Genomic DNA, 18,258 nt, shown 5'->3' with positions numbered 1-18,258 from the left:
CGTCGCTGATTTGACAAGGGAGGCTCACGGCCTCCTTTTTACATTCACGCCAGCTGCTCAGGCATGCAGCTTCGCGCCCTTGGTAATCTTGTCGACGATTTTCTTGTCCGCCCTCAGCGCCATGCCGACAACCTTTGCATTGTCGGGAGAAAATTCCGAAAACACCTGGCGGTTGGCAACATCATGACCGGTTGCGAACATTTCCTCGATATAGAGCGATGTCGTGACCTCGCGTTCCAGGGATCGCTGATGGATTTTGCGCAGTGCCTCCTGATCCGTGGCCATGACGACTATCGGCTGGACGGACAGGGGATTGTAGACGTTACCCGCCCCGTCGCGGTATGGTTCCCCGATGATCTCTCTGGTCTGGGCGACGATGCCGGACATGAGAAATGCGGTGACATTCAGTTTTTGCCACACGGCAAGGTCATCACGAAGGATGACGGCGATCTTGGTATCAAACATGCGAACTCAATCTGGCTGTGGTTACGAAAGAGAAGCGACCCTAGTCCCTCAGGGTACGAGCGATCTTGAACGTTCGTGCAAATTCGAGGGGATCGTGCAGGCCCCTTCCAGCGAAGGGATCGAGCGCATCGAAGCGCGCTTTCACGGCAACGCCTATGCACCCCATCGCCATGACACCTATGCTCTGGGTGTGACGCTTTCCGGCGTCCAGACGTTTTCCTATCGTGGCACATCGCATTTCAGCACGCCCGGAAAGGTTATCGTGCTGCATCCGGACGAAGTTCACGATGGTGGTGCCGGCACCGACGAAGGCCTGCGCTACCGTATGCTCTACCTTCCGCCGGAAAAAACCATGGAGGTGGCGACCGGATTTCACGCGCTGCCATTTGCAAAAAATCCCGTCATCGAAGACGATGAGTTCCGGCAATGCCTGATAGAGGCTCTCGGCAATCTCGAAGGCGAGCCGGACAATCTGCTCCTGACCGACTGGCAATCGAGACTGTCGGATCTGCTCTGGAAGCATTCGAACGGAAGCGAGAGAACCCTCAGGCGGCTTGACCGGATCGCCGTTTTCCGTTGCCGGGATTACCTGCTGGAGAACAGCGCGCTTGCCGTCAGCTCAGAGAAGCTGGAGCAAATAAGCGGGTTAGATCGCTTCACGCTCTTTCGGCATTTCCGCTCCCTGTTTGGCACGAGCCCGCACCGTTATCTCATCATGCGGCGTCTGCAAAAATGCAAGGACATGATGCGGGCGGGTGCGGGTCTTGCGGAAACGGCGTTTGCCTGCGGCTTTGCGGATCAGGCGCATTTTACCCGCCACTTCAAGAATGCCTTCGGAATGCCTCCGGGGCGCTGGCTAAGCCTTGTTTCGCACTGATCATTCCGGAAACATGATCGACCTGTGAGCCGCAGTCCCTGCCATGGCGCCATCGCCCACAGAAAGAGCGACCGAGCCGGCGGGCCTTGCCACATCACCGCATGCGAAGATTCCGCGCACTGTCGTCTGTTTCATGGCATCCGTCACGATGCTTGAACCCATCGGCCCTTCTTCCACGATGCAACCGAGCTTTTCGATCCAATCCGAGGCAATCAGCAATTTCGGTTGCGTGAAAAGACCGGCCAAAGCAATGCTGCGCCCATCCGCAAGAACGACATCCGCATGCCCTGCGATCTCTCTGATACGCTCTTTTTCCACCCGAACGCCCCGGGCTGACAAAAGCGCATTCTGTTCAGCATCCGGCACGAATATACCGTTGGTAAAAAAGGTCGTTTCACCCCAGTCCGGAAGCATCAGTGCATGGTGGATGGCCAGCGGTGAGGCCGCGATGACGCCGATCCTGCGCTGATCCAGTTCGTATCCGTGGCAATAGGGGCAATGGAAGACGGCGCTGCCCCAGCGTTCCTTCAGCCCGGCTATATCAGGCAGTTCATCCGTAACGCCTGTGGCAAGGATTAGTCTAGCCGCCCTTTCGCGGCGATTGCCATCGATCTCGATGACGAAGTCATCGAATGATCCTTCGGCATTCGTTACCCTGCCCTTTGCCCAGTGTATCGTCGGGTAGCGCTCGATCTGGCGGCGTGCCTCGGCGATGATGTCGCCCGGCGCCTTGCCGTCCTGTCCGAGAAAACCGTGGGAATGGCTGGCGAAGCGATTTCTCCGCTCACCCGCGTCCACCACCAGGATGTTTTTTCTCGCGCGCCCGAGCTGCAGGGCGGCGGACAGGCCCGCATAGCTGCCGCCGATGATGATGACGTCGTATTTCATGATGCACCTATCGTTCACCGAGCCGGAAGCGCCCGTTCGTTTCAAGATACTTATATTGTTACATGATTTTTAGAGTCAATAGTCACGCAACTTATATTGTTACGTCATATGCTAACTGGTAATGTCGCGAAAAACAGGCGGATTTCACCGATGAGACACGACACGCGCCTTTCACGGGTGCTGCATATTCTGATCCATATGGAGAAACACGAGGGTGCGGCGACCTCGGAAAGCATCGCGGCGATGTTGCAGACGAACCCGGTGGTGGTGCGCAGAACCATGGCGGGCTTGCGGGAGCACGGTTACGTGTCGTCGGAAAAAGGCCATGGCGGTGGCTGGGTTCTGGCGCGACCGCTCAGCGAAATCACGCTGCTTGATATTTACCGGGCGCTTGGCGCGCCGGAATTGTTCTCGATTGGGCTGGCAGGAGATAATCCTAACTGCGTCATAGAGCAGGCCGTCAATGCTGCCCTTTTCGACGCCATGAACGAGGCGGAGACCATTCTCCTGTCCCGCTTCGGAAACATTACGCTTTCGGCGCTGGCGGAGGAATCGATGAGCCGCTGGTCCAGATTGTCCAACCACCCCTCCGCGATGGATCAGCTCTAACGCCGCAGAGTTGGCGCAATAAAAAACCGCCTGCCGTAAGGCAGGCGGTTTTGTCAGATTATCTAACCCATTACGGCTGCGTCTGCGTGCCGCCGGTATTCGGGCTTGCCGGTGCGGCATTGTTGGCAGGCGGTGTTGCCGGGACGGTCGGAGTCACGGGCGCCGGTGCCTGTTGCGTCGCCGCAGGCGGCATGGTCGAGGATGTCGTGGCCGGATCGGTGTTCGGGCCGCTCATCTGCGACCAGGCGAAAACGCCCACCAATGCGACAACGAGAATCGCCAGCCATGGCATCCAGGACGGAGACTTGCGGGCAAGCGGTTCATTGCTGATATTCAGTTCCGGACGAAGATCACGGTCCGGGCGCGGATTGTTTGGATCGAATGTCATGGTATTTCCTCCTCTTCATTCTGAGAAGAAAACGGCGTTCACGGGATTTTGTTCCGATTCTCCTCGGCCAGCACAATATGGGCGACAATTACGCGCTCTGCCTGAGGGCATCTGCCAGCACCGCCATGACCTGAGGAGCGGCCATTTGCGACACATTGAAACGCATGAAAGCGGATGCGTTCTGCGCGGAGCTGAAAACATTGCCGGGTGCCAGCACCACCTGTTGCACCAGTGCCCGGCGTGCAACATCGGCGGCGTCGACCCCCTCCGGCAGGCGGCACCATAAGAACATGCCCGCCTGCGGTTCGATCCACGGCACACATCCAAGCGCTTTCAAACGCGCCGCCGCCTCAGGCACCGCCGCCGCGAGACGCTGTCGAAGAGCCTCGACATGCTTGCGATAACTACCGTCAGTCAAAAGCGACAGGATCAATGCAGCCGAAAAATTGGCTCCACCAAAAGCAGTGGCAATCTTGAGATCGGTCAGGGCTTCCACCCATGCTGGAGGCGCTGCGATGAAACCGCACCGAACGGAAGCAGACAGGGTTTTAGAAAAACTGCCGATCTGGACGACCCGGTTCAGACCATCGAAAGCAGCCAGCCGTGGTGCCGCCTGCGTTTCAAAATCGGCAAAAATATCATCCTCGATGATGGTGAGGCCCGCCTGTTCGGCCAGCATCAGCAGGCGATGGGCGGAAACGGCGGAAAGCCTTGCGCCTGTCGGATTATGGATCGCGGAATTAGTGATATAAAGGCGCGGCTGATGCTCTTTCAGTGCCTGCTCGAAAAGCGGCAGGTCCGGTCCAGCCGGCGTATAGGGCACACCAACGATTTTCACCCGATGCGCCCGCAAGAGAGCGCGGAAGTTAAAATAGCAGGGATCATCGACAATCACCGTATCCCCTGGCTGCAGTAGGAAACGACACAGGAGATCGATCGCCTGCGTGCCGGAATCGGTGAGCATGATCTGGCTGGCGCCCGCCTGTACGCCATGTTCGGCAAGTCTGCGGGACAAAAGCTGGCGTAGCGGCAACAGCCCCATTGGGCTCGCATAATCCGTCAGCAAGGAAGCATCCGCACGGGCAAGCGCCCTCACCGCCCGCCTTAGCGCTTGCTCCGGCATCCATGACGCTGGAAGCCAGCCGCAGCCGGGCTTGGCAAGCGCCGCCCCCTCGTCCAGCGCCTGGCGCGACACCCAGAGCGGATCCACCGCCCTGTCCAGCCGAGGCTCGATATCGGCCAGAGACAGGGGCGCGAGCGGACCCGCCACATAAAATCCCGAACCCGGTCGTGAGCTTATAGTGCCATCGGCAACCAGCCGGTCATAGGCCTCGACGACGGTTGAAGTGGAGACCTGCATGGCCTTCGCAAGCGCTCGAACGGATGGCAACCTGGCGCCGGGAACGAGGCTTCGCGAAGCGATGCGTTGCCGCATGCTGGCCATCACCTGTTCTATGCGCGTTCCCGTCGCGAGGTGTCCGTCCACATTTCTCTCCAACCGTACCACCCAAACAACCATAACAGTTTCTTGAAATTGTATATGACTGTCGCTGTTTTCACCAGCCGTTCCGGATCAAGTAAGGGAAATTGCAGGAGACGGTCATGGACAAGACGACAAGCGGTTGGCTAAGCGGCCTTATCGGCGTGGTGATATTCAGCGGCTCGCTGCCCGCCACGCGGGTTGCGGTAACGGGTTTCGATCCAGTGTTCCTGACCCTCGCCCGCGCCAGCATAGCCGGCCTTCTGGCGCTCGCTTTGCTTTTTGTGTTCCGGCAAAAACGCCCGGCGCGCGATGATATGGCATCCCTTTTCATCGTGTCCTTCGGCGTGGTGGTTGGCTTCCCGCTGTTGACTGCCCTCGCCTTGCGGCACATTACCTCGGCCCACTCCATCGTCTTTGTCGGGCTTTTGCCGCTCGCTACCGCGGTTTTTGCCGTGCTGCGTGGGGGAGAACGCCCGCGGCCCGCCTTCTGGTTCTTTTCCTGCCTGGGCAGCGTTCTCGTTGCCGGCTTTTCATTGTCGAATTCGCTGGCCTCCGGGCTCGGAGCATCACTTGCCGGCGATCTCTTGATGCTGGGCGCGATTATCGTCTGTGGGCTGGGATATGCCGAGGGTGCTGCCCTTTCCCGCAAACTGGGGGGCTGGCAGGTCATCTCATGGGCATTGGTCCTCTCCCTGCCTCTGATGCTGCCGCTTGCCTTCTTCACAGGGCCGCAAACCCTCGCAGGCATCGACCCGCAGGCCTGGGGCGGCCTTGCCTATGTCTCGCTGTTCAGCATGCTGATCGGCTTCATCTTCTGGTATCGCGGGCTGGCGCTTGGCGGAATTGCCGCGGTGGGCCAGCTGCAATTGCTGCAGCCGTTCTTTGGGCTGGTGCTTGCAGCAACCCTGCTTCACGAGGAGGTCAGCCCTGCGATGATCGCCATCACGCTCGTGGTGGTGCTCTGCGTTGCCGGCGCGCGAAAATTTTCGCGCTGACGCCCGCCCCGTCAACTCGAGCGGCGGTCTACCCAGCGATGCCAGGCATCCTCGCTGCCGTTGAAGACATTGAGATCGATGCGTCCATCGACACCATGCGACAGGCCGGAGCCGGAATATTGCCAGAACAACCACTTGCGGCCGGGATAGACCACGGACGGATGCTGGGCAACGGCGCGCAGCCAGAAGGGATAGTCCTGGAACTCGCCGGTCAGATTGTCCTTATAAAAATCGGGCGCCGTATAGATAATCGGACGCTGGCCGTAATGGCGCTCCAGCTTGTCCATGAACACGCGCATCTTTTCCAGAATACGCTCACGGGAATGGCGCATCTTGCAGCTCGATTCGCCGTTATATTCCACGTCGATCACCGGCGGCAGCGCATCCGGATCGCGCGGTACGTTGCGAATGAACCAATCCGCCTGCTCGCCGGCCGACCGGCACCAGTAGAAGAAGTGGTAGGCGCCACGACGGATGCCCGCTTCCTTTGCACGCTGCCAGTTGGTGCGGAACATCGGGTCAAGATGATCGCCGCCATCCGTCGCCTTGATGAAGGCGAAGTTGGCGCCGCGTGTGCGCAGCTGCGGCCAGTCTATATTGGCCTGCCAGCGCGAGACATCCACCCCGTGGACCTGAAAATGGCGCGGCTGGACCCTGCCGAAATTGATGGGTTTGGCATCGCTGAAGCTGGAGCGGAAAATGCGCGAACGGATCTGCGCACCGGCACTGGCCGCCGGGGCTGCAGCCATGGCCAATTGTACCGGACGCTCTGCCGGTCGTACCATTCCAGCCTGTGACGGTGACGGCAAACGGGTTTCAAGCGCGTTCTGCGGCACGGGCGCTCGTGGGGTAACGGCTGAAAAGGCCTTTGGCTCTTCGGGCACCGGCCCGCCCCATGCCAAAACTTCCTGTCGCGGCTGGGCCGTGATGGGTTGGCTGCCCACGCTTGCCTGCGGCACCGGCGCGGATGGCGTAACCGAACTCGTGGTTTCCTTCGACGGCAGGCCGGCCATCAGGCTTTCCGGCCCGGAACTGGACGTACAGCCACCAAGCAGAAGGCAACCGAAGAGAAGTGCTGGCACAGCCGATGAACGCATGAGAACCCGTACGCAAAACAATCCAGGGGCACTCTGACGCCGCCCGGGAACCTCGAAATACAATTGCTAACGGAAGATTATCAAAAAAGACTGAATCTTATCTTTACGCCGACACCTTCCAACGCGCCCGTCATTTCTGGCAGGAGAATGCCTCGAGGTTTCGCGAAACGGAGAGCTTCAGGCGGTCATCGTGCTCAGATCGACCGTATCGGCGCCGGGGGAATTTTTCTTGATCGATTCGATGGCGTGGATGGCCGATGCCTTGGCCTTGTATCCTTCGGACGAAAACATCGTTTCCCCGTTGGATGCTTTGAAGCGGAAGCGATATTCCCCGGCCCTGTCCTGATAGATTTCGAATTTATACATGATCTTGGTGCCTCCTTGGCAAACGTCGGTGAAACACACTCAATTCTGAGCGGCCTTGGCCATATTCGCAACCGATAATTGCCAGATCACACAAGCCGTACCCAGGCACGGGCAATTTCCAGACCGGTCGCATCGGCCACATCGGCACGCCCGCCACGGTGATCGTGGTAATTGTTCATCCAGCCGGGCGCCATTTTCTCGACGGAAGCCGGGAATGCCTCACACCATCCGTCTACCACGGCCGTGGATGCCTCAAAATGAAATTGCGTGCCATAGGCGGCCCGGCCAACGCGAAAAGCCTGATTTCGCGTTGCACCATTGGTCGCAAGTCTCGTCGCCGCGGGAGGAAGCGTGAATGTGTCGCAATGCCACTGAAAAATGGGAAATGTCTTGTCGAGTCCCGCCAATAGCGGATCGGACACGCCCTCTTCCGTGAGGGATACGTCTTCCCAGCCGAATTCGGGCGGGCCGGCCAGAATATTCTCTCCGCCATAGGCGCGCGCCAGCAACTGGCTGCCGAGACAGACGCCCATCACGGCCTTGTCCGCATCGCCAAACGCTTTCATCAAAAGTGCGAGGTCTGGAAGATAGGGATAAAGCACGTCGTCAAGAGCGTTCTGCTCCCCGCCCAAAACGACGAGCGCATCGTGTGCAGCTGCATCGAGAGGAAGAGGCTCACCCGCATAGGCGCGGATGACATGCACGTCAGCCCCTGCCTCTTGCAGAGCGACGCCGATCTGTCCATGCGGCGTGCCCGCCATGTTTTCGATAATTGCAACGCGCATGGGGCCTCTTGCCGACAACGGGGAATACGATCGGCCGGTATCGCCGATCGAATTCAGCTTCACCACGAGAAAAACGGATTTTCAAGAGGCGCAATATCGTCAGCAAGGCAATAAGCGGACAAGCCGGCCTGTGGCACCTTAAAATTCCCGCGACAGCTTCGCGTCGACGGAATGCCGGTTGCCGCCGCGGACAGCGAAGAACAGGAAAATGGCTGCCCAGAGAACTGATTTTTCCGCGCCACCCAGACCTTCCGCTTTTACGATACCGTGAAAATAGACCGTTACTAAAAGCACGATCATTGCGGCAAAGGATGCCGGCCGCGTGAACAGCCCAATGGCCACGAGAATTCCACCGAAAAATTCGGTGGCGGCCAGGAGAGGTGACCAGAATACACCCGGATAAAAGCCGAGGCTCTCCACCATGCCGACAGCCCCGAACGGATTGGCGATCTTGCCGAAGCCGTGGGTGACAAGAAGAAGCCCGGCCACGACGCGCAGAACGGTCTCCACCAGATCATGTGTCGAATTATAAAGAGGTGCGACCGCCGGAACGAAAAGACGCTGACGATTATTGTCGAACTGGGCCATGGGATCTCCGCGTTTTAGCCTTCGATGGCTTATCTGTTCGCAAAGCAGCATGATAAGAACAAGCATGCCGCAGGTAAAAACATGAGTATTATAGTTGACATTATCGTGAGCATTATTGTCACCGGGCGCTGAAGGAGACGTGATCATGGCCGAGACCAAGCCCCGCATAACCATCCGCTACTGCACACAATGCAACTGGCTGCTTCGTGCGGGATGGATGGCGCAGGAGATTTTGCAAACCTTCGCTTCTGATATCGGCGAAGTCAGCCTCATTCCCTCAACGGGTGGCCTGTTCGAGATCACCGTTGATGGTGAAACCATATGGGAGCGCAAGCGCGATGGCGGTTTCCCCCGGTCCAAAAGAGCTCAAACAGAGAATCCGCGATGTCATCGACCCGGAACGTGACCTCGGTCATGTCGACAGGACGAAGCATGAAGGGCTGGACAATTGACGCGGCAACATGTTTCAACAGCGTCTAACCAAGTTTTTTCCCTTTAAAATCAATGATCGTCATAAAAGTTCAAAAAGTCTGTTGACACCGGGCGGCTGCCCTCGTACATCGCTCTCCGTCGCCCAGATGGCGGAATTGGTAGACGCGCCAGCTTCAGGTGCTGGTACTCGCAAGGGTGTGGAGGTTCGAGTCCTCTTCTGGGCACCATTCCATTTTTGATCTTAGCCAGATCAAACACTTAGACGAAAAAACAGCAACATTCAGTCCTCCTGCAAAAGGCAGGGGAACATGTTGCGGTTTTTCGTTTTGCTGGCGATCAACCCCGATTTTTCCCATAAAAATACTGCCCAGGACGAGCACTAAGCCTTTGTCACTTTGACAAAATGCCAGCCATTCCCGCGCGCGGAATTCCGATATATTCAGACCTGGTATTGGGTTGCAGTTCGCTTAAGGCTGGGCGTCTTTGTCGCCACTGTTTTGCGAATGCTGTTCGCAATTCGGTGTACAGGAAAGCACGGTCCGTTCCGTCTGTCGAAAAACGCGAACCGTATTGCCCTCATCGATGGAGACGAGAATGCGCTCATCGACGATTGGATTGCCCTCGGCATCGAGAAGAACAAGATTCGTCGTGCCGAAACTGCGCCCGGTCAGCACGATCGTGGTGGCATCGGCCACCGTCGCATCGGCGACTTTCGAGTTGCCGACAATAACCTTGCTCACGGGGCGGTCGAGGCGAAGGACACGGGCGTGGTTCATCGAAACGCGCAATATGTCTTCCTGAGCAAAAACAGGCTGTAACGAACCCGATAGGATGACGGACAAGCCGACCACGATTTTCGCCAGTTTTCCGGATGACACGCGTTTCGCCCCTGCTCACTACCCGCACTTACTGTGCAGCAGAATGCGGGTTTTTAGTGAATGAAGCGTTAAATGATAGAGGCCCCTAATGTGAACGGTAACCATGCCTGACATGGCAATATTTTCGAGGCTCTCGCTGTCCCGCACCAAAACTGAACATCTATGTCTCACCGGGAGGACACTTTGCCGGAAATAAGAAACTGACAGTCTCTGGAATATATTTGTTTATCAGGAACTATAAAAATAGAGACAATACTTTTTTGTTTTGTTTACCAAGAGAAACTCATCCTGTCGTTTACTTTGGATTAATCCTCTTCTTTAAGCGCTTGGAAATCGCTCACCTGTAATTTGAACGCAACCGAACAACGGAAAACAGTTGTCGGCGTGCTGAACACAACACAAGAGTTAGGAGAGACCCATGACTAAGATTTTCGCTCGCTTCCTGAAGGATGAGTCCGGCGCCACTGCAATTGAATACGGCCTGATTGCTGCGCTTATTTCTGTTGCCATCATCGGCGGCGCATCGTCGCTGGGCTCCAAAATCGGACTCCAGTTCACGAACCTCGCGACTTACCTCAACTTGACCGCGAAGACATCGTGATTATACGCACCAAAGCATATGCCACCCCGTAAACGGGGTGGCATTTTTATAACAATCTTCCGTCAACTTCGAAGAGATAAAAATGGCAGTTGCGGCAATTTTTCTTATACTGCCTCTCTGCTTGGTGTTCGCTGCCATCAATGACGTAGCGAGCATGACCATACCCAACAGAATACCGCTTATATTGCTGCTTTCCTTCATTGTGGTTGCGCCCTTTACGGGTATGGAGTGGCAAACCTTCGCAATGAGCATTTCAGCCGCCGCAGCCGTTTTTTTTGCCTGTTTTGCGCTCTTCGCTGCCAATGTCATGGGCGGTGGGGATGCCAAACTTCTCACAGCTGCCGCTGTCTGGTACGGTTTCAATGCCTCCCTAATAGAGTTTCTACTTGCGGTCACCTTCATCGGCGGCGTGTTGACGCTTGGAATCCTGCTTTTGCGATCGCGCTCGCGGGAAATCATGGCGGCCGGCATTCCCATTCCGGATTCCTTGCTGGTTGCGAAGAAAATCCCCTATGGCATAGGCATCGCTATTGCCGGGCTTTTGACCTATGGCGAAACACCGCTTGTAAAAGCCGCCATCGCAAGTCTTTCCTGAGAAATCTGCGTTCACTGCAGGTTAAAGGCCTGTTAACCAGAAATCCAAGCATAATATTAACCATAATTATACCAATGACCGGCCATCCTGACGGGAGAAGAATCTGATTCCCTCAAGGATCGAGCATGAAACCGTCGCGTATCGTCATTCTGTCCGTTGCCCTAGTCGCCGCCGGTCTTGCCGGCATCGTTGCCATGCAGATTTCCGGCGCGAAGCAGGTCATCGAAAAAGCGGAAACGATCATAGAGAAGGAACCGACGGTTAACGTTCTCGTTTCCTCGGTCAACCTACCCGTTGGCAGCCGCCTGAACGATAGTTCGGTACACTGGACGCCCTGGCCCACTGGTAACGTCATCGACAGCTTCATAACGGAAGCGAAAAACCCGAACGCCATAACCGAACTATCCGGCGCTGTCGTGCGGCTGCCTTTGTTTCAGGGCGAGCCGGTACGGCCTGAAAAAGTGGTCGATTCCAGCACCCGCATCATGTCCTCGCTTTTGCCGGCCGGCAAACGCGCCGTCGCCACGGAAATTTCCGTCTCGACAGGTGCTGGCGGTTTCGTGCTGCCGAATGACCGAGTCGATGTCATCATGGTCCGCAAGGGCGATTCAGGTCATTTTTTAACTGAAAATGTTTTGAACAATGTCCGTGTTCTGGCGATCGACCAGCAGATCAAGGAAGGCGAGGACGGCACCTCAGCCGTCGTGGGTGCAACCGCAACGCTCGAACTCACACCCGAACAGGCCAAAATCATCACCGTGGCGCAACAGATGGCGGATCGCCTTACGCTGGCTTTGCGCTCAGTCGCCGATGCGCAGGAAAACGACACGCTTTCAGCAGGTTACCTTCTCAACGGCGGCTCCGGGCAGCCGGAGATTCAGGTGATCAAATCCGGTTCGATCGTCAAAGCCGGACAAGGAGCATCGCAATGACCGGGAGTTCCATGGCAAAGCGCATTAAACAACACCTGCGTTCCTCAATGGCGGGCAGCCTTGCATTTTGCTTGGCTTTTTCAGGTTTTCCGGGTCAGCACTCTCCCGCGTTTTTGCGTATCAGCGAAGCCGAGGCTCAAAGCGCGAGCATCGTGCGGATCACCGAAAGCGGTAGTGGCATTCGCAAGCGCCTGAAGCTCGGTCTCAACAAGGCACTGGTCATCGATCTGCCGGAGGATGCCCATGATATTCTCGTCGCCGATCCGAGCCTTGCCGATGCCGTAACCCGTACGTCCAAGCGCATCTATCTGTTCGGAAAAACGGTGGGCCAGACCAATATCTTCATTTTCGGAGATGGCGGGCGCGAAATCGTCAGTCTTGATCTTGAGGTCGAGCGCGATATCTCTGGGCTTGAGGCCAATATCCGCCGTTTCATTCCCGAATCGGACATCAAGGTAGAGATCGTTTCGGACAACATCGTTCTCACTGGATCAGTGCGCACGCCGCAGGATTCTGCACGCGCCGTCCAGCTTGCCGAAGCATTTCTGAAAGGCGGCGAAGCCACCACCCGCAACATATCGCTGACGGGCGGTAACAATGGCGGTGACGCGGCGATATTTGCCGAAAACCGCCAGACATCGCAGATCGTCAATATGCTGACGATTGAGGGCGAAGATCAGGTGACGCTGAAAGTCACCGTTGCTGAAGTTAGCCGGCAGGTGCTGAAACAGCTTGGCTTCAATGGTTCCATCAGCAGCTCGACAAGCAATAACGGTTTCGAATTTTCAAATCCGTCCAATCTCGGAAATGCAATTAGCGGTGCGTCGCGAATAGCCAGTGGCGCGATTGGCTCCGGCTCGCTCAACTTTGCTTCCTATCTCAACGCCATGGAACAGGCGGGTGTCGTGCGCACTCTGGCCGAACCAAGTCTTACCGCCATCTCCGGCGAACAGGCCAAGTTCTACGTGGGGGGCGATTTCCGTCTGCCTGCAGAGCAAGAAGTTACCATCGACAAGGATACGGGCCAGCCAACCATAACGCGTACCACCGACACGGTCGACTACGGCATCACGTTGAACTTCAGGCCCGTCGTGCTTTCACCGGGACGGATCAGCCTTAAAATCGAGACCAATGTTTCCGAGCCGACATATGAAGGCAACGTTGTAACCGGAAATGCGGGCCGCACCATCCCAGGTTCTACCTACATGTCGATCCGCAAACGCGAGACATCGACAACAGTCGAACTTCCGTCCGGCGGCTCGATTGTGATCGCAGGTCTGGTCCAGGACAATATTCGTCAGGCCATGTCAGGACTTCCCGGCATTTCCAAAGTCCCGATCTTCGGCACGCTTTTCCGCAGCAAGGATTTCATCCGCAACGAGACGGAGCTTGTCATCATAGCAACGCCCTATCTGGTACGTCCTGTTGCGCGCAATCAGATTGCCCGGCCGGATGACAACTTCAACCCGGAAAACGATGCCGCGATGTATTTCATGAACCGTGTCAACAAGGTCTATGGCCGGAAGGATCAGGTCCAGGCGGCTCCCTATCAGGGATCAGTGGGGTTCATCTACAAATGACGACACACGCACGAAATCTCGTCCTCAGAGCAAGCCCGGTCCGGGCAGGAAACGTCATGCAGGAAAACCCTTCTTCCTTTTCCTCAAGCCTGCCGGGCAGACGGGCAGGTCTCGTCGCCATGGTAGCGCTTGCCGCCGGCCTGTTGCAGGGTTGCGCACGCGACCCGATGACGACCAACGCCATTCCTGACGACTACCGCACGCGCCATCCGATCACCCTCTCGGAAGCCGAGCATTCGCTGGATATTCCGGTTTCAGCAGGCGATAGCCGGCTGACCACGGCAATGGCGGATAATGTCCGTGGTTTCGCCCAGAATTACGCCTCGATGTCGACGGGAATCGTCAATATCCAGATGCCATCGGGATCAGCCAACTCGGCAGCGGCTTCAAAAATGGCGAGACAAATCCGCTCCGCGCTTTCCGGCGCTGGTGTGCCCTCTGGCAAGATCATGGAAACACGTTACGCTGCATCCCCGAATGGCGACGCCGCCCCCATTCGACTGAGTTATGTGGCCGTTACCGCCATGACCGGGCAATGCGGCCAATGGCCCGAAGACCTTTCCGACAATACCTTTGCCAACAAGAACTGGTACAATTTCGGATGTGCCTCCCAGAGCAATCTCGCGGCACAGGTTGCCAATCCCATGGATCTGGTTGGCCCGCGTGGCATGAGTCCGATCGACGCGGAGCGCCGAGCAGTGGTGATTGACGCCTATCGCAGCGGCAAAAACACGGCGACGCCAAATTGACGCGGTTCCAACAATTGTCAGGGCAGGAAAGACGATGAGCGCTGTAGAATACGATATCAAGTCAAGCGGCGACGCGGAAGCCGAACAGCCGGCGCCGCGTGCCTCGGATATGGATCGCCTGCGGCCCTTGCCCCGCATATCCGTCCATGCCTTCTGCGTCAGCGAAAACATGCAGCGCGTGATGGATGCCTTATCCAGTGACAGGCGGATGAGCAAGGTCACCCTGCGGGTAACCAAGGGCGACATCAACGCGGCGGCGACGATGTTTTCCGCCTCACCAACGCCCAACCTCATCGTTCTCGAAACAGCAAGCTCACCGTCTTCTCTGCTGGATGATCTCGCTCCTCTGGCAGAGGTTTGCGACCCCACCACCCGTGTCATCATCGTTGGCCGGCACAACGACATAACGCTTTATCGCGATCTCATCCGCAACGGCATTTCCGAATATCTCGTCGCACCGATCAACATGGCCGATCTATTGGCCTCGATCGCGACGATCTTCGTTGACCCGGAAGCGGAGCCGCTCGGTCGCAACATAGCCTTCATCGGTGCCAAAGGCGGGGTGGGCTCGTCGACGATCGCGCATAATTGCGCCTTCGGCATCTCTACCCTCTTCTCCACCGAAACCATTCTGGCGGATATGGATCTTGCCTATGGCACGGCCAACATCGATTTCGATCAGGATCCCGCTCAGGGCATGGCGGAAGCGGTGTTTTCGCCGGAACGGCTGGACGAGGTGTTCCTCGACCGTCTGCTGACGAAATGTTCCGACCACCTCTCACTTTTGGCCGCACCCTCTCTTCTCGACAGGACCTATGATTTCGATCGTCAGGCGTTTCTGCCGATTCTTGAGGTCCTGCAGCGCAGTGCGCCCGTCGCGGTTCTCGACCTTCCCCATCAATGGTGTGACTGGACGCGGGCGGTGCTTGCGGAAGCCGACGAGGTGGTCATTACGGCGGTTCCGGATCTCGCAAACCTGCGCAATACGAAGAACCTGTTCGACGCGCTGATAAAACTGAGACCCAACGACAAGTTACCGCATCTCGTTCTCAATCAGGTCGGCATGCCGAAACGCCCGGAGATCGCCCCTGCGGATTTTCTCGACCCACTGGAAATCGAGCCGGTCGCCATCATTCCGTTCGACACCCAGCTGTTCGGAAATGCCGCCAACAGCGGTCGCATGATCAGCGAGATGGACGAAAAATCCCAGATCGCGGAAACGTTCTCGCAAATTGCCCATACCATTACAGGCCGTACCATTCTGCGCAAAAACAAGCGCGGCGGTCTGGACAAGCTCAAGAATATTCTCAAGCGCAAATAGGCTCCCTTTCTGGGCCTTTAGACGGAAACGCCGATGTTCGGAAAACGCGGGCCAGAAGGCCCAGCCAGAACCATAAAGCCGGATTTTGTCGCGCCTGCCATACAGCAGGTGAAGGCAACGCCTGAGCCGCGATCTCTGGCGATCGACACTTTGGAGCCCGGCCAATCGCCTGCAACGCGGCAGGCACAATCTCCCATGCAATCGCCGCAGAAAAAGCGTGCCCGCACGGAAGATTATTACAATACCAAGGGCCAGGTCTTTTCCGCGCTCATCGATACGATCGACCTTTCGCAGCTCGCCAAGCTCGACGCGGAGAGCGCACGCGAGGAAATCCGTGATATCGTCAACGATATCATAACGATCAAGAATTTCGCCATGTCCATCGCCGAGCAGGAAGAGCTGCTCGAAGACATTTGCAACGACGTTCTTGGTTATGGGCCGCTGGAGCCGCTTCTCGCACGCGATGATATTGCCGATATCATGGTCAACGGTTCCGGCCAGACCTTCATCGAAGTCGGCGGCAAGACCATCGAATCCGACATACGGTTCCGTGACAATGGTCAATTGCTTTCCATCTGCCAGCGCATCGTCAGTCAGGTCGGCCGACGCGTGGACGAATCGAGCCCGATATGCGACGCCCGCTTACCCGATGGATCGCGTGTCAACGTCATCGCACCACCGCTCGCCATCGATGGTCCGGCGCTTACGATCCGAAAATTCAAGAAGGACAAGCTCACGCTAGACCAGCTAGTGCGTTTCGGCGCGATCACGCCTGAAGGCGCGACCCTGCTCAAGATCATCGGCCGCGTCCGCTGCAATGTCGTCATCTCTGGTGGTACCGGCTCTGGCAAGACCACGCTTCTCAATTGCCTGACGAGCTTCATCGACAAGGATGAACGCGTCATTACCTGTGAGGACACCGCCGAACTGCAACTGCAGCAACCGCATGTGGTGAGGCTGGAAACGCGCCCGCCGAATATCGAAGGTGAAGGTGAGATCACCATGCGTGATCTGATCAAGAACTGCCTTCGTATGCGGCCTGAACGTATCATCGTCGGCGAAGTGCGTGGACCGGAGGTTTTCGACCTTCTTCAGGCGATGAACACCGGCCATGACGGATCGATGGGAACGCTCCACGCCAATACGCCGCGGGAATGCCTCAGCCGTATCGAATCGATGATCGCCATGGGCGGGTTTACCCTGCCGGCAAAGACGGTACGTGAAATCATTTCGGGCTCTATCGACATCGTCATTCAGGCCCAGCGCCTTCGCGACGGCTCACGCCGGATAACGCAGATCACCGAAGTGATCGGCATGGAAGGCGACGTCATCGTGACCCAGGATCTGATGCGATACGAAATTGACGGCGAAGACGCGCATGGCAAGCTGATCGGCAAGCACGTATCCACGGGCATCAGCAAACCCCATTTCTGGGATCGCGCGCGCTACTATGGCGAGGAAAAACGCCTGGCCACCGCGCTCGACGAGATGGAAAAGACATCCTAGAGCAAGTCTTGTTTAAACGGAATCGTCTGACGTGCTCTAACTCTTTGTTTCTACGTATTTTCCGGACGGAAAACCACTACGCAATTTTACCGGAAATGCTCTAAGGAAGGCGACTGCCATGGACCCCACAATCCTGTTACTGGCCGCACTTGTCGCTATTTCGGCAGGGGCGCTTGCTTATGCCTTCCTCTTCCAGCAGATCGAGGTCGAGAAAAAGACCACTAGTCGCGTCAAGCGGGTCAAGGCCGCCGAGACGGATCACGCAAACATCAAGGCCGCGCGGGACCGGGTCCAGGAACTTGGCAAACGCCGCAAGTCCATGCAGGACAGCCTGCGGGAAATGGAAAAGAAACAAAGCGAAAAGGCGAAGAAAGCAAAGAATGTCGGTCTGCGCGAAAAGCTGGTTCAAGCGGGACTGCAACTTTCTGTCCGGCAGTTCCACCTTCTGAGCGCAGGCGCGGCTGCTTTCTCCGTCGTCATTGCGCTTCTTTATGGCCTGTCGATGCTTATCGCTCTGCTCATAGGAGCCGTCGTGGCCTTGGGACTGCCGCGATGGGTATTGGCATTTATACTCAAGCGCCGGCAGAAAAAATTCCTCGAGGAATTTCCAAATGCGCTGGATGTCATGTGCCGGTCGATCAAATCCGGATTACCGTTGAACGACGCCGTGCGACTGATTGCTTCAGACGGTCAAGAACCAGTCAAGACGGAATTCCAGCGCGTCATCGACGCGCTACAGGTCGGCATCGGCATTCCGCAGGGGATCGAGCGCATGATGCTGACCGTGCCGCTTTTCGAAGTGAGCTTCTTCAGCACCGTGATCAACATTCAGGCGCAGGCGGGCGGCAATCTTTCGGAGGCTCTTTCCAACCTTTCGAAAGTTCTGCGTGAACGCAGGAAAATGCGTGCCAAAGTCAACGCGTTATCGATGGAGGCGAAGGCCTCGGCAGTTATTATTGGCGCGCTGCCTTTCATCGTCATGCTGCTGGTGCATTTCACCTCGCCCGACTATCTGTCGGTGCTCTTCACCGACATGCGTGGGCACATCATTCTGGGGGTGTCGGCATTATGGATGCTGATCGGGATTTTCATCATGCGCCAAATGATCAATTTCGACATATGA

General features: G+C 56.8%; 20 protein-coding genes, 1 tRNA gene and 1 pseudogene. 13 read left to right on the top strand and 9 right to left on the bottom strand.

Going from position 1 to position 18,258, the window contains the following annotated elements:
* Nucleotides 1-57 precede the first annotated feature (57 nt).
* Complete coding sequence (locus RBH71_RS13875; RefSeq protein ID WP_003514594.1) at nt 58-465, bottom strand: DUF2000 family protein; 408 nt, start codon at nt 463-465, stop codon at nt 58-60.
* Nucleotides 466-559: 94 nt separating this feature from the next.
* Between RBH71_RS13875 and RBH71_RS13870 the strand changes: the two genes are divergently transcribed.
* Nucleotides 560-1,342, top strand: a complete 783-nt coding sequence (locus tag RBH71_RS13870) for an AraC family transcriptional regulator (protein ID WP_003514593.1) — start codon at nt 560-562, stop codon at nt 1,340-1,342.
* Here the strand turns inward: RBH71_RS13870 and RBH71_RS13865 are convergent, their stop codons facing one another.
* The gene (locus tag RBH71_RS13865) at nt 1,343-2,230 is read right to left on the bottom strand and encodes an NAD(P)/FAD-dependent oxidoreductase (protein WP_003514592.1); all 888 of its coding nucleotides are present in this window, start codon (nt 2,228-2,230) and stop codon (nt 1,343-1,345) included.
* Between the two features lie 150 nt (nt 2,231-2,380).
* Between RBH71_RS13865 and RBH71_RS13860 the strand changes: the two genes are divergently transcribed.
* Nucleotides 2,381-2,839, top strand: a complete 459-nt coding sequence (locus RBH71_RS13860; RefSeq protein WP_003514591.1) for an Rrf2 family transcriptional regulator — start codon at nt 2,381-2,383, stop codon at nt 2,837-2,839.
* A 70-nt stretch (nt 2,840-2,909) separates the two neighbouring features.
* Here the strand turns inward: RBH71_RS13860 and RBH71_RS13855 are convergent, their stop codons facing one another.
* Complete coding sequence (locus tag RBH71_RS13855; RefSeq protein WP_003514590.1) at nt 2,910-3,227, bottom strand: hypothetical protein; 318 nt, start codon at nt 3,225-3,227, stop codon at nt 2,910-2,912.
* Nucleotides 3,228-3,315: 88 nt separating this feature from the next.
* On the bottom strand, nt 3,316-4,713 hold the full coding sequence (locus RBH71_RS13850; RefSeq protein ID WP_003514588.1) for a PLP-dependent aminotransferase family protein: 1,398 nt from the start codon (nt 4,711-4,713) through the stop codon (nt 3,316-3,318).
* A gap of 116 nt (nt 4,714-4,829) precedes the next feature.
* Between RBH71_RS13850 and RBH71_RS13845 the strand changes: the two genes are divergently transcribed.
* Nucleotides 4,830-5,705 (top strand): DMT family transporter, encoded by an 876-nt coding sequence (locus RBH71_RS13845; protein WP_003514586.1) that lies wholly within the window; start codon nt 4,830-4,832, stop codon nt 5,703-5,705.
* An 11-nt stretch (nt 5,706-5,716) separates the two neighbouring features.
* Here the strand turns inward: RBH71_RS13845 and RBH71_RS13840 are convergent, their stop codons facing one another.
* The 4 genes from RBH71_RS13840 to RBH71_RS13825 form a co-directional block, all read right to left on the bottom strand.
* The gene (locus RBH71_RS13840; RefSeq protein WP_035251997.1) at nt 5,717-6,802 is read right to left on the bottom strand and encodes a GH25 family lysozyme; all 1,086 of its coding nucleotides are present in this window, start codon (nt 6,800-6,802) and stop codon (nt 5,717-5,719) included.
* A 177-nt stretch (nt 6,803-6,979) separates the two neighbouring features.
* The gene (locus RBH71_RS13835) at nt 6,980-7,168 is read right to left on the bottom strand and encodes a YegP family protein (RefSeq protein ID WP_003514584.1); all 189 of its coding nucleotides are present in this window, start codon (nt 7,166-7,168) and stop codon (nt 6,980-6,982) included.
* A gap of 86 nt (nt 7,169-7,254) precedes the next feature.
* Nucleotides 7,255-7,953, bottom strand: coding sequence for a type 1 glutamine amidotransferase (locus RBH71_RS13830; protein ID WP_003514574.1), 699 nt, complete (start codon nt 7,951-7,953; stop codon nt 7,255-7,257).
* A gap of 138 nt (nt 7,954-8,091) precedes the next feature.
* Nucleotides 8,092-8,541, bottom strand: coding sequence for a DoxX family protein (locus RBH71_RS13825; protein ID WP_003514571.1), 450 nt, complete (start codon nt 8,539-8,541; stop codon nt 8,092-8,094).
* A gap of 145 nt (nt 8,542-8,686) precedes the next feature.
* Between RBH71_RS13825 and RBH71_RS13820 the strand changes: the two are divergent.
* Nucleotides 8,687-8,993: pseudogene (locus RBH71_RS13820) on the top strand (SelT/SelW/SelH family protein).
* A gap of 120 nt (nt 8,994-9,113) precedes the next feature.
* Nucleotides 9,114-9,200 (top strand) — tRNA-Leu (locus tag RBH71_RS13815).
* A 240-nt stretch (nt 9,201-9,440) separates the two neighbouring features.
* On the opposite strand, the gene RBH71_RS13810 is transcribed toward RBH71_RS13815, so the two are convergent.
* Complete coding sequence (locus RBH71_RS13810) at nt 9,441-9,824, bottom strand: pilus assembly protein N-terminal domain-containing protein (protein WP_046205577.1); 384 nt, start codon at nt 9,822-9,824, stop codon at nt 9,441-9,443.
* Between the two features lie 445 nt (nt 9,825-10,269).
* Here RBH71_RS13810 and RBH71_RS13805 point away from each other — a divergent pair, with 445 nt between their 5' ends.
* From RBH71_RS13805 to RBH71_RS13770, 8 genes are all read left to right on the top strand, one after another.
* Complete coding sequence (locus RBH71_RS13805) at nt 10,270-10,452, top strand: Flp family type IVb pilin (RefSeq protein WP_003514568.1); 183 nt, start codon at nt 10,270-10,272, stop codon at nt 10,450-10,452.
* An 82-nt stretch (nt 10,453-10,534) separates the two neighbouring features.
* A complete protein-coding gene (locus tag RBH71_RS13800) occupies nt 10,535-11,047 on the top strand; it encodes an A24 family peptidase (protein WP_003514567.1) in 513 nt (170 codons plus the stop codon).
* A 125-nt stretch (nt 11,048-11,172) separates the two neighbouring features.
* Nucleotides 11,173-11,979 (top strand): Flp pilus assembly protein CpaB, encoded by an 807-nt coding sequence (gene cpaB, locus RBH71_RS13795; RefSeq protein ID WP_003514566.1) that lies wholly within the window; start codon nt 11,173-11,175, stop codon nt 11,977-11,979.
* Complete coding sequence (locus RBH71_RS13790; RefSeq protein WP_003514565.1) at nt 11,976-13,559, top strand: type II and III secretion system protein family protein; 1,584 nt, start codon at nt 11,976-11,978, stop codon at nt 13,557-13,559. Before cpaB ends, RBH71_RS13790 begins: the two co-directional genes overlap by 4 nt.
* Nucleotides 13,560-13,615: 56 nt before the next feature.
* Nucleotides 13,616-14,308 (top strand): CpaD family pilus assembly protein, encoded by a 693-nt coding sequence (locus RBH71_RS13785; RefSeq protein ID WP_003514564.1) that lies wholly within the window; start codon nt 13,616-13,618, stop codon nt 14,306-14,308.
* 34 nt (nt 14,309-14,342) lie between these two features.
* Nucleotides 14,343-15,629, top strand: a complete 1,287-nt coding sequence (locus RBH71_RS13780; RefSeq protein ID WP_003514563.1) for an AAA family ATPase — start codon at nt 14,343-14,345, stop codon at nt 15,627-15,629.
* Between the two features lie 33 nt (nt 15,630-15,662).
* Complete coding sequence (locus RBH71_RS13775; protein ID WP_003514561.1) at nt 15,663-17,135, top strand: CpaF family protein; 1,473 nt, start codon at nt 15,663-15,665, stop codon at nt 17,133-17,135.
* A 118-nt stretch (nt 17,136-17,253) separates the two neighbouring features.
* The gene (locus RBH71_RS13770) at nt 17,254-18,258 is read left to right on the top strand and encodes a type II secretion system F family protein (RefSeq protein WP_003514558.1); all 1,005 of its coding nucleotides are present in this window, start codon (nt 17,254-17,256) and stop codon (nt 18,256-18,258) included.

Source organism: Rhizobium sp. AN68 (genome assembly GCF_030758035.1).
Lineage (GTDB): Bacteria > Pseudomonadota > Alphaproteobacteria > Rhizobiales > Rhizobiaceae > Agrobacterium > Agrobacterium tumefaciens.
This window is presented reverse-complemented; position numbering and strand designations above follow the sequence as displayed.

Excerpts from the sequence above, each read along its gene's own strand:
- RBH71_RS13830 (WP_003514574.1), bottom strand. The coding sequence starts at position 7,953 with ATGCGCGTTGCAATTATCGAAAACATGGCGGGCACGCCGCATGGACAG.
- RBH71_RS13785 (WP_003514564.1), top strand. The coding sequence starts at position 13,616 with ATGCAGGAAAACCCTTCTTCCTTTTCCTCAAGCCTGCCGGGCAGACGG.
- RBH71_RS13775 (WP_003514561.1), top strand. The coding sequence starts at position 15,663 with ATGTTCGGAAAACGCGGGCCAGAAGGCCCAGCCAGAACCATAAAGCCG.
- RBH71_RS13875 (WP_003514594.1), bottom strand. The coding sequence starts at position 465 with ATGTTTGATACCAAGATCGCCGTCATCCTTCGTGATGACCTTGCCGTG.
- RBH71_RS13800 (WP_003514567.1), top strand. The coding sequence starts at position 10,535 with ATGGCAGTTGCGGCAATTTTTCTTATACTGCCTCTCTGCTTGGTGTTC.
- RBH71_RS13825 (WP_003514571.1), bottom strand. The coding sequence starts at position 8,541 with ATGGCCCAGTTCGACAATAATCGTCAGCGTCTTTTCGTTCCGGCGGTC.
- cpaB (WP_003514566.1), top strand. The coding sequence starts at position 11,173 with ATGAAACCGTCGCGTATCGTCATTCTGTCCGTTGCCCTAGTCGCCGCC.
- RBH71_RS13790 (WP_003514565.1), top strand. The coding sequence starts at position 11,976 with ATGACCGGGAGTTCCATGGCAAAGCGCATTAAACAACACCTGCGTTCC.
- RBH71_RS13780 (WP_003514563.1), top strand. The coding sequence starts at position 14,343 with ATGAGCGCTGTAGAATACGATATCAAGTCAAGCGGCGACGCGGAAGCC.
- RBH71_RS13805 (WP_003514568.1), top strand. The coding sequence starts at position 10,270 with ATGACTAAGATTTTCGCTCGCTTCCTGAAGGATGAGTCCGGCGCCACT.
- RBH71_RS13855 (WP_003514590.1), bottom strand. The coding sequence starts at position 3,227 with ATGACATTCGATCCAAACAATCCGCGCCCGGACCGTGATCTTCGTCCG.
- RBH71_RS13865 (WP_003514592.1), bottom strand. The coding sequence starts at position 2,230 with ATGAAATACGACGTCATCATCATCGGCGGCAGCTATGCGGGCCTGTCC.
- RBH71_RS13840 (WP_035251997.1), bottom strand. The coding sequence starts at position 6,802 with ATGCGTTCATCGGCTGTGCCAGCACTTCTCTTCGGTTGCCTTCTGCTT.
- RBH71_RS13845 (WP_003514586.1), top strand. The coding sequence starts at position 4,830 with ATGGACAAGACGACAAGCGGTTGGCTAAGCGGCCTTATCGGCGTGGTG.
- RBH71_RS13835 (WP_003514584.1), bottom strand. The coding sequence starts at position 7,168 with ATGTATAAATTCGAAATCTATCAGGACAGGGCCGGGGAATATCGCTTC.
- RBH71_RS13770 (WP_003514558.1), top strand. The coding sequence starts at position 17,254 with ATGGACCCCACAATCCTGTTACTGGCCGCACTTGTCGCTATTTCGGCA.
- RBH71_RS13860 (WP_003514591.1), top strand. The coding sequence starts at position 2,381 with ATGAGACACGACACGCGCCTTTCACGGGTGCTGCATATTCTGATCCAT.